This is a genomic window from Streptomyces sp. Q6 (assembly GCF_036967205.1).
Lineage (GTDB): Bacteria > Actinomycetota > Actinomycetes > Streptomycetales > Streptomycetaceae > Streptomyces > Streptomyces citrinus.
Window position 1 is genome coordinate 5,989,383 of record NZ_CP146022.1, and the last position, 12,891, is coordinate 6,002,273.

Annotated in this window: 10 protein-coding genes and 1 pseudogene; all 11 read left to right on the forward strand. The window is 71.8% G+C overall.

Annotation, left to right across the window (positions count from 1 at the left end; all coding sequences use genetic code 11):
• Positions 1-18: 18 nt before the first annotated feature.
• Entirely contained in the window at positions 19-315 is a 297-nt protein-coding gene (gene gatC, locus V2W30_RS27945; protein WP_010984178.1) for an Asp-tRNA(Asn)/Glu-tRNA(Gln) amidotransferase subunit GatC, read from the forward strand.
• A gap of 5 nt (positions 316-320) precedes the next feature.
• Positions 321-1,826 carry an Asp-tRNA(Asn)/Glu-tRNA(Gln) amidotransferase subunit GatA gene (gene gatA, locus V2W30_RS27950; RefSeq protein ID WP_338700817.1) on the forward strand — a complete coding sequence of 502 codons (1,506 nt, stop codon included), beginning with the start codon at positions 321-323 and terminating at the stop codon, positions 1,824-1,826.
• On the forward strand, positions 1,823-2,062 hold the full coding sequence (locus V2W30_RS27955; RefSeq protein ID WP_338700819.1) for a hypothetical protein: 240 nt from the start codon (positions 1,823-1,825) through the stop codon (positions 2,060-2,062). Before gatA ends, V2W30_RS27955 begins: the two co-directional genes overlap by 4 nt.
• Before the next feature lie 19 nt (positions 2,063-2,081).
• A complete protein-coding gene (gatB, locus tag V2W30_RS27960; protein WP_338700821.1) occupies positions 2,082-3,602 on the forward strand; it encodes an Asp-tRNA(Asn)/Glu-tRNA(Gln) amidotransferase subunit GatB in 1,521 nt (506 codons plus the stop codon).
• Positions 3,603-3,710: 108 nt separating this feature from the next.
• Positions 3,711-4,955, forward strand: a complete 1,245-nt coding sequence (locus V2W30_RS27965; protein WP_338700823.1) for an SLC13 family permease — start codon at positions 3,711-3,713, stop codon at positions 4,953-4,955.
• A 179-nt stretch (positions 4,956-5,134) separates the two neighbouring features.
• Entirely contained in the window at positions 5,135-7,195 is a 2,061-nt protein-coding gene (locus tag V2W30_RS27970) for a phosphocholine-specific phospholipase C (RefSeq protein ID WP_338703785.1), read from the forward strand.
• Between the two features lie 199 nt (positions 7,196-7,394).
• The gene (locus V2W30_RS27975) at positions 7,395-9,629 is read left to right on the forward strand and encodes an MMPL family transporter (protein ID WP_338700825.1); all 2,235 of its coding nucleotides are present in this window, start codon (positions 7,395-7,397) and stop codon (positions 9,627-9,629) included.
• The gene (locus tag V2W30_RS27980; protein WP_338700827.1) at positions 9,607-10,176 is read left to right on the forward strand and encodes a GNAT family protein; all 570 of its coding nucleotides are present in this window, start codon (positions 9,607-9,609) and stop codon (positions 10,174-10,176) included. Before V2W30_RS27975 ends, V2W30_RS27980 begins: the two co-directional genes overlap by 23 nt.
• Positions 10,177-10,211: 35 nt before the next feature.
• Positions 10,212-10,829, forward strand: coding sequence for a hypothetical protein (locus V2W30_RS27985; protein WP_338700829.1), 618 nt, complete (start codon positions 10,212-10,214; stop codon positions 10,827-10,829).
• Between the two features lie 205 nt (positions 10,830-11,034).
• Positions 11,035-11,217, forward strand: coding sequence for a hypothetical protein (locus tag V2W30_RS27990; RefSeq protein ID WP_338700831.1), 183 nt, complete (start codon positions 11,035-11,037; stop codon positions 11,215-11,217).
• 56 nt (positions 11,218-11,273) lie between these two features.
• A pseudogene (locus V2W30_RS41660) lies at positions 11,274-11,776 on the forward strand (ATP-binding protein); the annotation flags it as partial.
• Between the last annotated feature and the right edge of the window lie 1,115 nt (positions 11,777-12,891).

Consider the following 12,891-nt stretch of genomic DNA (forward strand, 5'->3'; position numbering starts at 1 on the left):
ACCCCAGAGGATCGCTGCATGCCTGGCATCACGCGCGAGGAGGTCGCCCACCTCGCACGGCTGGCGCGTCTGGAGCTCAAGGCCGAAGAACTGGATCACTTCGCCGGCCAGCTCGACGACATCATCGGCGCGGTCGCCCGCGTCAGTGAGGTCGCCGACCAAGACGTACCGCCGACCTCCCACCCGCTGCCGCTGACGAACGTCATGCGCGCGGACGAGGTCCGTCCGTCGCTCACCCCCGAGCAGGCGCTCTCCGGCGCCCCGGCCCAGGAGCAGCAGCGTTTCAAGGTGCCGCAGATCCTGGGGGAGGACTAATCACCATGACGGACACCCACGTCACCATCATCAAGCTCACCGCCGCCGAGATCGCCGAGAAGATCGCTTCCGGCGAGCTCACGGCCGTCGAGGTCACCGAGGCCCACCTGGCCCGGATCGAGGCCGTCGACGAGAAGGTGCACGCCTTCCTGCACGTCGACCGCGAGGGTGCGCTCGCGCAGGCCCGCGCCGTCGACGAGAAGCGCGCCCGGGGCGAGAAGCTCGGCCCGCTGGCCGGCGTCCCGCTCGCGCTGAAGGACATCTTCACCACCGAGGGCGTGCCGACCACGGTCGGCTCCAAGATCCTCGAAGGCTGGATCCCGCCGTACGACGCGACGGTCACGAAGCGGCTCAAGGCCGCCGACGTCGTCATCCTCGGCAAGACCAACATGGACGAGTTCGCCATGGGGTCGTCGACGGAGAACAGCGCGTACGGCCCGACGGGCAACCCGTGGGACCTCACCCGCATCCCCGGCGGCTCGGGCGGCGGCTCCAGCGCGGCCCTCGCCGCGTACCAGGCCCCGCTCGCCATCGGCACGGACACCGGCGGTTCCATCCGCCAGCCCGCCGCCGTCACCGGCACCGTCGGCGTCAAGCCCACGTACGGCGGCGTCTCGCGCTACGGCATGGTCGCCTTCTCCAGCTCCCTGGACCAGGGCGGCCCCTGTGCCCGTACGGTCCTCGACGCGGCGCTGCTGCACGAGGCCATCGCCGGGCACGACCCGCTCGACTCCACGTCCATCGACGCCCCGGTCCCGCCGGTCGTCGAGGCCGCGCGCAACGGCTCGGTGCGGGGCATGCGCGTCGGTGTCGTCAAGCAGTTCCGCGGCGAGGGCTACCAGGCCGGTGTCGTGCAGCGCTTCGACGAGTCCGTCGAGCTCCTGAAGTCGCTGGGCGCCGAGATCGTCGAGCTGGACTGCCCGACGTTCGACCTCGCCCTGTCGGCGTACTACCTGATCGCGCCGTCCGAGTGCTCCTCGAACCTCGCCCGGTTCGACGCCATGCGCTACGGCCTGCGCGTCGGTGACGACGGCACGAAGTCCGCCGAGGACGTCACCGCGCTGACCCGCGAGGCCGGCTTCGGCGACGAGGTCAAGCGCCGCATCATCCTGGGCACGTACGCGCTGAGCTCCGGCTACTACGACGCGTACTACGGCAGCGCCCAGAAGGTCCGCACGCTCATCACGCGCGAGTTCGAGGCCGCGTTCGAGCAGGTCGACGTCATCGTGTCGCCGACGACGCCGACCACCGCCTTCCCGATCGGCGAGCGCGCCGACGACCCGATGGCGATGTACCTCGCGGACCTGTGCACCATTCCGACCAACCTGGCCGGCAACTCCGCCATGTCGCTGCCCTGCGGCCTCGCGCCGGAGGACGGCCTGCCCGTCGGCCTGCAGATCATCGCTCCCGCCATGAAGGACGACCGTCTGTACAAGGTCGGCGCCGCCGTCGAGGCCGCCTTCGTGGAAAAGTGGGGGCACCCGCTGCTCGAGGAGGCACCGTCGCTGTGAGTGCACTGAACAAGGCCAAGGGCTTCAAGAAGTCCAAGTCCGGCACCTACCTGTCGATCGGGACGACCGCTTTCGGCGCGCTCAGCGTCATGAAGCAGGCGAAGAAGGCGCGGACCGAGAACGACACCCTGCGTCTCGTCGACGCCGTCGTCTCCGCCGCCGCCATCGCCACCGGCATCGCCCTGCTGCTGCGCGAACTGAAGCGGCTCGGCGACGACGACGTCCTGCTGGGCTGAGAGGGAAGTACCAGAAATCGTGACTGCCACGACCACACCCGAGCTGCTGTCGTACGAGGACGCTCTCGCGTCGTACGACCCCGTCATGGGCCTTGAGGTCCATGTCGAGCTCGGCACCAAGACGAAGATGTTCTGCGGCTGCTCCACCGAGCTGAAGCAGGACGCCAACAGCCAGACCTGCCCGACCTGTCTCGGCCTGCCCGGCGCGCTGCCGGTCGTGAACGAGATCGGCGTCGAGTCGGCCATCAAGATCGGCCTCGCGCTGCACTGCGAGATCGCCGAGTGGTGCCGCTTCGCCCGGAAGAACTACTTCTATCCGGACATGCCGAAGAACTTCCAGACCTCCCAGTACGACGAGCCCATCGCCTTCAACGGCTACCTCGACGTACAGCTGGAGGACGGCGAGGTCTTCCGCGTGGAGATCGAGCGCGCCCACATGGAGGAGGACACCGGCAAGTCGACGCACGTCGGCGGTGCCACCGGCCGCATCCACGGCGCCTCGCACTCGCTGCTCGACTACAACCGCGCCGGCATCCCGCTCATCGAGATCGTCACCAAGCCCATCGAGGGCGCGGGCGAGCGGGCCCCCGAGGTCGCCAAGGCGTACGTCGCCGAGCTGCGCGAGGTCATCAAGTCGCTCGACGTGTCCGAGGCCCGGATGGACAAGGGCCAGATGCGCTGCGACGTGAACCTGTCCCTGCGTCCCCACGGGACCAAGGAGTTCGGCACGCGCAGCGAGACGAAGAACGTCAACTCGCTGCGCTCCGTCGAGCGCGCCGCCCGCTTCGAGATCCAGCGGCACGCCGCCGTGCTGTCCTCGGGCGGAACGATCGTGCAGGAGACCCGTCACTTCCACGAGGAGGACGGCTCCACCACCTCGGGCCGCATCAAGGACAACGCCGAGGACTACCGCTACTTCCCCGAGCCGGACCTGGTGCCGGTGGCCCCCTCCCGCGAGTGGGTCGAGGAACTGCGCGCCGGTCTCCCGGAGCTGCCGCTCGCGCAGCGCAACCGGCTGATCGAGGAGTGGGGCATCACCGCCCACGACATGCAGTCGATCCGCAACGCCGGCGCCATCGGCCCGATCGTCGCGACGATCAACGCCGGGGCCGACTCCACGTCCGCCCGCAAGTGGTGGATGGGTGAGCTGGCGCGCAACGCCAACGAGCAGGGGGTCGAGGTCGGCGCGCTGCCGATCACGCCCGAGCACGTGGCGCGCGTCTCGGAGCTCGTCGCCGCGGGCGACCTCAACGACAAGCTGGCCCGTCAGGTCATCGACGGCGTGCTCAAGGGCGAGGGCACGCCCGACGAGGTCGTCGAGAAGCGCGGCCTGAAGGTCGTCTCCGACGAGGGCGCGCTCACCACCGCCGTGGACGAGGCCATCGCCGGCAACCCGGGCGTCGCCGACAAGATCCGCGGCGGCAAGGTCGCCGCCGCCGGCGCCCTGGTGGGCGCCGTCATGAAGGCGACCCGGGGTCAGGCCGACGCGGCCCGCGTCAAGGAACTGATCCTGGAGAAGCTGGGCGTCTCCGACGGCTGAGCGAATCGGGCGGCGGCGCATCGGGGAGCCGATGTGCCGCCGCCTCTTCGTGTCCACGTCGCGGGGCCCCGCCCCGGACCCCGCCCCCAGAACGCCGGAGAGGCCTGAGTGCTGCTCACCTCCCTCGCCCTGCTCGCCGTCACGCTCGCCTTCGCGGTGGTACGCCCCCGCAACTGGCCGGAGGCGGTCGCCGCCGTACCCGCGGCCGGTGCCGCCATGGCCGTCGGCGCCGTCTCGCCCGCCCACGCCTGGGCCGAGACGCAGGAGCTGCTCCCCGTCGTCGGGTTCCTCGCCGCGATCCTGCTCCTCGCGCAACTCTGCGCCGACGAAGGACTGTTCAAGGCGGCCGGTGACGCCGTCGCGCGGGCCTGCCACGGCAGTCCGCGGCGGATGCTCGGCGGGGTGTTCGCCGTCGCCGCCGTCATCACCGCCGTCCTGAGCCTGGACGCCACCGTCGTCCTGCTCACCCCGGTCGTCTTCGCCACCGCCGCCCGGATCGGCGCGAGCCCCCGCCCGCACGTCTACGCGAGCGCCCACCTCGCCAACTCGGCGTCCCTCCTGCTCCCCGTCTCCAACCTGACGAACCTGCTGGCCTTCGCCGCGAGCGGGCTCACCTTCAGCCGGTTCGCCGGGCTGATGGCCCTGCCCTGGCTGGCCGCGATCGGCGTCGAGTACGCGGTGTTCCGGCGGTACTTCGCCGACGACCTCGCCGCGCCCGCGCACGAGCCCGACGACGTGGAACCCACCGGGGTACCGGTGTTCACCCTCGTCGTCCTCGCCCTCACCCTCGCCGGGTTCGTCGTCACGTCGTTCGCCGGGATCGAGCCGCTGTGGGCGGCGCTCGCGGGCGCGCTCGTGCTCGGGGCCAGGGCGCTGGCCCGGCGCCACAGCACCCCGCGCGAGCTGGTCGGCGCGGCCAATCTGCCGTTCTGCGTCTTCGTCCTCGCGCTCGGCGTCGTCGTGAAGGCGGTCGTCGACAACGGACTCGGCGACGCCCTCGGCCACGTCCTGCCGGACGGATCGTCCCTGCCGGCCCTGCTCGCCGTCGCCGGGGTCGCCGCGCTGCTCGCCAACCTCATCAACAACCTGCCCGCGGTCCTCGCCCTGCTGCCGGTGGTCGCCCCGGCCGGACCCGGGCCGGTCCTCGCCGCCCTGATCGGCGTCAATCTCGGGCCCAACCTCACGTACGTGGGATCGCTGGCGACCCTGCTGTGGCGGCGCATCGTGCACGCCCACGGCACCGAGCCGGAGCTGGGGGAGTTCACCCGGCTCGGGCTGCTCACCGTGCCCGCCACGCTGCTCGCCTCCACCGTGGCGCTCTGGGCCGGACTCCTAGTCCTCGGCCGGCCGTAGCCACCCGTCGCGCGGACCCCGGTGGTTGGACCTTTGTCCCGAACCCTTGGACGTTTACGTTTCGGCTGGTTCTCGTACTTCCCAGGGTCATCTGGCCTCGCTACCGTCCCCGCCGAATCACTCAATGGGTCTGATGCAGACCATTACGTGCGGAGGCAGCTGTGTCCCCTGTGCCCTCGATGGACCCGGAGATGTCCCGTAGACGCCTGATGGCCGTCGGAGGCGGCGCGCTCGGCGCCGCGGCGACCCTCTCCTTCCTGCCGCCGTCGCTCCAGCAGGCCGTGGCCGCCCAGGTCAGCGAGGGCGCGCCGCCGAAGGGCGGGCTCGACGCCATCGAGCACGTCGTCATCCTGATGCAGGAGAACCGGTCGTTCGACCACTACTTCGGCGCCCTGCGCGGCGTCCGCGGCTTCGGCGACCGCAACGCGATCCGGCTGCCCGGCGGGACCAGCGTCTTCGAGCAGCCGGGCGCCCTGCGCACCGTCCTGCCGTTCCCCGTGCGCGAGGCCGCCGAGACGCAGAAGAAGGACCTCCAGTACATCGGCGCCCTCGACCACTCCTGGTCCGGCGGCGCCAAGGCCTGGCACAACGGATGGCACGACGGGTGGATCACCGCGAAGACCGCGGCCACGATGGCGTTCTACACGCGCGAGGACATCCCCCTGCACTACGAGCTCGCCGACACCTTCACCGTCTGCGACGCCTACCACTCCTCCATCCACAGCTCCACCAGCCCCAACCGCAACCACCTGTGGAGCGGGAAGACGGGCTACGAGGCCAACGGCAAACGGGCGGTCGGCAACGACGCGTACGACGAGGGCACCCACCCCGGCTACGACTGGGGCACGTACGCCGAGCGCCTGGAGAAGGCGGGCGTCAGCTGGCAGACGTACACCGAGTGGGAGAACTTCACCGACAACCAGATCGAGTTCTTCACCACCTTCAAGGCCATCGCCAGGAAGGTGCTCGCCGGGACCGGGCTGACGTACATGGAGGCCTTCTACGCGAAGGTCCGCGACGCCGAGGACGACGCCGAGCGCGCGACGCTGCTCGCCACCCTGGACCAGGGCGTCGCGACGCTGACCGCGAGCGAGCGGTCGCTGTTCGAGCGGGCCCTGCGACGCGTGCCCACGGGGAAGCTCGCCGAGACCTTCGCGCGGGACGTGGCGACCGGGAAGCTGCCGCGCGTCTCCTACCTCGTGCCGTCCGCCGTCGACTCCGAGCACCCCTCCGTCTCGTCGCCGATCCACAGCGCGACGATCGTCTACAAGGTGCTCGACGCGCTCGCCTCGCACCCGGAGGTGTGGAAGAAGACGGCCGTCTTCATCAACTACGACGAGAACGACGGCTTCTTCGACCACGTGCCGCCGCCGGTGCCCGGCCCCGAGGTGACCGAGGAGCGGTGGCAGGGCCTGCCCACCGGTCTCGGCGCGCGCGTGCCGATGCTCGTCGTCTCGCCCTGGACGGTCGGCGGATACGTGTGCTCCGAGGTCTTCGACCACACCTCCGTCGTGCGGTTCCTGGAGGTGTGGACCGGGGTGCGCGAACCCAACATCGGAGCCTGGCGCCGCCAGGTCACCGGCGACCTCACCGGCGCCTTCGACTTCACGCACACCGCACGGCAGCCGTCCGTCGAACAGCCGGGCCCGATCCCGGCCTTCAGCGGCCGCTGGGCCCCGCAGCCGCCCCTGAAGCAGTCGATGCCCGCGCAGGAGCCCGGCACCCGGCCCGCCCGCGCGCTCCCGTACCAGCCGGACGCCTCCGTCCGCGTGCACGACGGGGCGCTGACCCTGACCCTCGCGAACACCGGCCGCTCCAGCGCCCACTTCGCGCTCTACCCGTACGCCGGCGAGTACGCGATCCCGCAACACTTCGACGTCGTACGGGAGACGGCCGTGACCGTGCCGGTGCGCGACGGCGCGTACGACTTCGTGGTGACCGGGCCCGGCGGCTTCCGGCGCGAGTTCCAGGGGCGTACGGACGTCGGGGCCGACGTCACGACGACCGTGGACGCCCGCGCGCGCGTGCTGCGGATCCGGCTGCGCAACGTCGGCGACGCGACGCGGACGTTCACCGTAGGCAAGCGGACCGTGACCGTCCGGCCGGGGCGGACCGTCACCGTCGTGCACGGGACGCACCAGGAGCACGGCTGGTACGACACCGAGGTGACCTGCGGCGACGCCTTCCGGCGGCGGCTCATGGGGCACATCGAGAACGGACGGCCCAGCGTCTCCGGATGACCGCCGGCTCATGACCGCCACCGCCTGACCGCTCCTGTGAGTAAGGCCACGAAAGCGACAAAGGATCACGTCTGACTGCAAGAGTGTCAGGCCATTGCTCATGTGTTCTTTGCGGGCTGTTCACGGCGGTTCATGGCTTGTTCAGGCGATCACCGACTGTTCCCGATAAAGATCCACGAAACACCCAGGGAGCACGTCCGTGGCCGCACTCGCGCGTTGGTGTGTCAGGCATCGGCTCGTCGTCGTTCTGTTGTGGCTCCTCGCGCTGGGTGGCACCAGCGCGGCCGCGGCGGTCGCCGGATCCGCGTACTCGAACGACTACGAGGCGTCCGGCACCGAATCCGGCCGCGCCACCCAGCTCCTGAGCCAGAACTTCGCCGGTCTCGGCGGCGACAGCGACACCGTCGTCTGGCACACCGACACCTCCACGGTGCGCGCCGCCGACGTCGAGACGGCGATGAGCAACGCGCTCGGCCAGGTGGCGAAGCTGCCCGGCGTCTCCTCGGTCGTCTCGCCGTACGAGAACGCGGGCGCCGGACAGATCAGCGCCGACGGGCGGACCGCGTACGCCACCGTCACCTTCGACGAGCAGGCCGACGACATCCCGCGCGGTCAGGCGCAGGCCGTCGTCGACACCGCGCGCGACGCCGCGGAGCACGGGCCCGACGGGCTCCAGGTCGAGCTCGGCGGCAGCGCCGTCGCGCTCACCGAGTCGACCTCGGCCCACCTGTCCGAGGTCATCGGCGTCGTCGTCGCGGCCGTCGTGCTCTTCCTCGCCTTCGGGTCCCTCGCCGCCGCCGCGCTGCCCATCGCCACCGCCCTCGTCAGCGTCGGCACCGCGTACGCGGGCATCGTGCTCCTCGGCCACCTGATGACCGTCGCCGACTTCGCGCCGATGCTCGGCATGCTCGTCGGGCTCGGGGTCGGCATCGACTACGCCCTGTTCATCGTGACCCGGCACCGCAAGGGCCTCAAGCGCGGCCTGCCGGTCGCCGTCGCCGCCGAGCGGGCCGTGGCCACCACCGGGCGGGCCGTCGTCTTCGCGGGCGCCACCGTGTGCATCGCGCTGCTCGGCATGCTGATCCTCAGGCTCAGCTTCCTCAACGGAGTCGCCATCGCCGCCTCCGTGACCGTGCTGCTCACCGTCGCCGCGTCCGTGACCCTGCTGCCCGCGCTGCTGTCCCGCATCGGGATGCGGGCGCTGTCCCGGCGCGAGCGGCGCCGCCTCGCCGAGCACGGGCCCGAACCCGAGCTGCCGACCGGCCTCGCCGCCCGCTGGGCCGCCTTCGTCGAGCGCCACCCGAAGCTGCTCGGCGGCCTCGCCCTCGCCGTGATCACGGTCCTCGCGCTGCCCACTCTCTTCCTCCACCTCGGCACGTCCGACCAGGGCAACAACCCGCGCTCGACGACGACCCGGCAGGCGTACGACCTGCTCGCCGACGGCTTCGGCCCCGGCGTGAACGGGCCGCTCACCCTCGTCACCGACGTCGACGGCGCCCGGGACAAGCTCGCGCTCACCGACCTCGCGGGCGAACTGCGCACCACCGAAGGCGTCGCCGCCGTCTCCCCGATCACGTACAACGCCGACGACAGCGCCGCCTACATGACCGTCGTCCCGACGTCCGCGCCGCAGTCCGAGCGGACCAGCGAACTCGTCGACCGGCTGCGCACGGACGTCGTCCCCGGGACGGGCCTCGACGCGCAGGTCGGCGGCGTCACCGCGAGCTACGACGACTTCGCCGAGGTCATCGTCGGCAAACTGCCCCTGTTCGTGGGCGTCGTGATCGGGCTCGGTTGCCTGCTCCTGCTGCTCGCGTTCCGCTCGATCGGCATCCCGCTGAAGGCCGCCGCGATGAACGTCGCGGCCGTCGCCGCCGCCTTCGGCGTCGTCGTCGCGATCTTCCAGTGGGGCTGGGGCAGCGAACTGCTCGGCCTCGGCGCCGCGGGACCCATCGAACCGTTCCTGCCCGTGATCATGGTCTCGGTCCTCTTCGGACTCTCCATGGACTACCAGGTGTTCCTGGTGAGCCGGATGTACGAGGAGTGGCTGGAGACCGGCGACAACCGGCGGGCCGTGCGGGTCGGGCTCGCCGAGACCAGCCGCGTGATCAACTCCGCGGCCGTGATCATGATTTCGGTCTTCCTGGCCTTCGTGCTCAGCGGGGACCGGGTGATCGCGATGTTCGGCATCGCCCTCGCGGCCGCCGTCGCCCTCGACGCCTTCGTGCTCCGTACGCTCCTGGTCCCCGCCCTGATGCACCTGCTCGGCGGCGCCAACTGGTGGCTGCCCGGGTGGCTCGACCGGCGCCTGCCCCGCCTCAGCATCGAGCCGCCCGAGTGCCGCGCGGCGGCGGATGCGAGGATCCCGGGACAGCGCGAATCGCTGCCCGAACCCTTCACGAAGGAGCCCGATGTACGCCATCCCGCTGGATGACACCGGTGCCGAACTGCGCCCCCTGGAGCCCTGGCACGCCGAGGAGTTCCTGGCGCACCTCGACCGGGGGCGGGAGTTCATCGGGCGCTTCATCCCCTTCGGCTCCCAGGTCACCGACGTGGACTCCGCGCGGGCCACGCTCCAGCGCTACGCCGACCTGCGCGCCGCCGACAAGGCCTCGCACCACGGCATCTGGAGCGACGGCACGCTCGTCGGGGGCGTGCTCACCCTGGAGTTCGACGCGGCGAGCGGCAACTGCGAGGTCGGCTGCTGGCTGGAGCCCGCCGCGTCCGGGCGCGGTCTGATCACCCGCGCGATGCGGCACCTCATCGACTGGGCCGTGGAGGACCGCGGTATCCACCGGGTGGAATGGGTGGCCGCGTCCGGAAACGTGCCGAGCCTCAAGGTCGCCGAGCGGCTCGGATTCACCCGGGACGGCATCCGTCGCGAGGCGCATCAGTGGCGCGGAGAACGCCATGACCTGGAGGTCTGGTCGGTGCTCGCTCCGGAGTGGCGCAGCGCACGCGACGCGCACAAGAAACGTTAAGGGACCTCTCAGACAGCGTCCGTACGGTGCGCAGCATGACTACGAAGACTGACGAGACCGCCGAGACCACGGAGGCCACCGAGGCCAAGGTCTCCGAAGAGGCCACCGAGGCCACCGAGCCCGCGAAGGCCGACCTCACCGAGACCGACGCCGACAAGGGCGTCGAGAAGGACAGCGAGAAGGACGTCGCGGACCTCTCCGACGACGAGATCGAGTCCGAGCTGGAGGCGCTCGCCGAGAAGGACGACGCCGCCCGCCCGGCCGGCGTCGGCCTGGGCGCGGGAGCCATCGTCTCCGTGGCCCTCGGCATCGTGGCGCTCAGCGGCGGCTGGCTCGGCACCATCGCCTCCGCCCGTGAGTCCCTCATCGGCCAGCTCAACACCTCCCAGAGCGCCGGCGTCGCCACGCAGGTCTCCGAGGTCTACGGCGACGCGTGGCACGCCGCCGCCCTCGTCGGCGGGGCCTTCTCCCTCGTCGCCCTGCTCGTCGGCGCGTTCGTCCTGGTCAAGCCCGCGTTCGGCGTCCCCGGCAAGGCCCAGCCGGTCTGGATCAAGTCGACCGCGTGGGCAGGCGTCACACTCGGCGTGCTCGGCCTGCTGCTCGCCGTCGCCAAGTACTCCGACCTGCTCCTCGGGCTGCCCAAGACCAGCTGAGGCCCCCCGCACCACCTCTCTAAGGCACCCCGAACGGGGTGCCTTAGGCGTGTCTGAGGCACCCCCGACCCGAGGTAAGGCGGCCCCGCCCCGCAACATGCGGCACTCGCCCGATGTGGCGCACCCCCCTGGGAAACGAAAGTTGAGGCATCGCGGAGAACACACCGCGAACACCGCGACAGAAGCCACCAGGGAGACCGACACCATGCATGCCTACGAGATCCACCAGATCCGCTCCGCCGAACTCATCGCCGAGGCCGACCAGTACCGCCTGGTCCGCGCCGCCCTCCGGTCCCGCCGTGCCGAGCGCCGTTCAGCGCGCGACGCGGCGGAGGGGCGGGTGAGTACCGACGGCCCGCGCCGCCACCGCGCACCGCGCACGGCATGAGCACCCCGACCAGGGCGGGCTTCGAAATACCCGCCGCGCTGTCGGACCCGTGTGCGATGCTCAACGGCGTGGAGACCAGGTCCGTCAGCCCGGTGTTCGTCGGCCGCGCCGACGAACTGGGCGTACTCGACACCGCGCTCGGGCGCGCCGCCGCCGGCGAGCCCCAAGCGCTGCTCCTCGGCGGCGAGGCCGGGGTCGGCAAGACCCGGCTCGTCGAGGAGTTCGCCGCCGCGGCGTGCGAGCGCGGCGCCGTCGTCGTCACCGGCGGCTGTGTGGAGATCGGGGCCGACGGGCTGCCCTTCGCCCCTTCTCCACCGCGCTGCGCTCGCTGCGCCGCAAGCTGCCGGACGACGTCGACGCGGCGGCGGCCGGCCGCGAGGACGAGCTGGCGCGGGTCCTGCCCGAGCTGGGCACCCGCGCCGCACCCGGCTTCGAGGGGCGGGGCGACGAGAGCGCCACCGCGCGCCTCTTCGAGCTCACCGCCCGGCTCCTGGAGCGGGTCGCCGCCGAGCACACCGTCGTGGTCGTCCTGGAGGACCTGCACTGGGCCGACGCCTCGACCCGCCACCTGCTGTCCTACCTCTTCCGCACCCTGCGCAGCGGCCGTCTCGCCGTCGTCGCCACCTACCGCGCCGACGACGTGCACCGCCGCCACCCGCTGCGCCCCCTCCTCGCCGAACTCGACCGGCTGCGCACCGTCACCCGCATCGAACTCGGCCGCCTCAGCCGCGACGAGGTGCGCCGCCAGGTCGCCGGCATCATGGCCGCCGAACCCGACCGCGCCATCGTCGACGACATCTACCGCCGCTCGGACGGCAACGCCTTCTTCGTGGAGGAACTCGCCGTCTCGGCCGCCGAGGGCTGCGCCACAGGCCTCACCGACTCGCTGCGCGACGTCCTCCTCGTCCGCGTCGAATCGCTGCCCGAGTCCGCCCAGCGCGTCGCCCGGATCTGCGCCGAGGGCGGCTCCACCGTCGAGTACCCGCTGCTCGCCGCCGTCGCCCGGCTCGGCGAGGACGAGCTCATCGAGGCCCTGCGCGCCGCCGTCGGCGCCAACATCCTGCTCGCGTCCCCCGAGGGCGACGGCTACCGCTTCCGCCACTCCCTGGTCCGCGAGGCCGTCAGCGACGACCTGCTGCCCGGCGAGCGCTCCCGCCTCAACCGCCGCTACGCCGAAGCCCTCGAAGCCGACCCGACCCTCGTCCCCGCCGACGCCCGCGTGATGCGCCTGGCCACCTACTGGTACCAGGCGCACGACCCGGCCAAGGCGCTGCCCGCCGTCCTCGACGCCTCCGTCGAGGCCCGCCGCAGGCACGCCTACTCCGAGCAACTGCGGCTCCTGGAGCGGGCGATGGAGCTGTGGGACGCGGCGCCCCAGGACATCCGCGACACCCTGCGGCTCGGCGACTACTCCGACGCCTACCCGTCCTGCGACTGCGACCCGGCCGAGACGGCGCTCGGCTACCTCGACCTCATGGCCGAGGCCGCCACCGCGGGCCGGCTGTGCGGCGAGCGAGAGCGCGCCATGAAGATCGGCCGGCGCGCCCTGCGCATCCTGGACGACCTCGCGGCGAACGGCGAGGGCGACCCGCTGCGCGCCGCCTGGTTCTGGATCCAGCGCTCCCGCATCGTCTCCCACCTGCGCAGGGGCAACGGCTGGGACGAGATCGCCAC

Coding starts and splice junctions, on each gene's coding strand:
- gatC (WP_010984178.1), top strand. CDS start 19: ATGCCTGGCATCACGCGCGAGGAGGTCGCCCACCTCGCACGGCTGGCG.
- gatA (WP_338700817.1), top strand. CDS start 321: ATGACGGACACCCACGTCACCATCATCAAGCTCACCGCCGCCGAGATC.
- V2W30_RS27970 (WP_338703785.1), top strand. CDS start 5,135: ATGGACCCGGAGATGTCCCGTAGACGCCTGATGGCCGTCGGAGGCGGC.
- V2W30_RS27980 (WP_338700827.1), top strand. CDS start 9,607: ATGTACGCCATCCCGCTGGATGACACCGGTGCCGAACTGCGCCCCCTG.
- V2W30_RS27985 (WP_338700829.1), top strand. CDS start 10,212: ATGACTACGAAGACTGACGAGACCGCCGAGACCACGGAGGCCACCGAG.
- V2W30_RS27990 (WP_338700831.1), top strand. CDS start 11,035: ATGCATGCCTACGAGATCCACCAGATCCGCTCCGCCGAACTCATCGCC.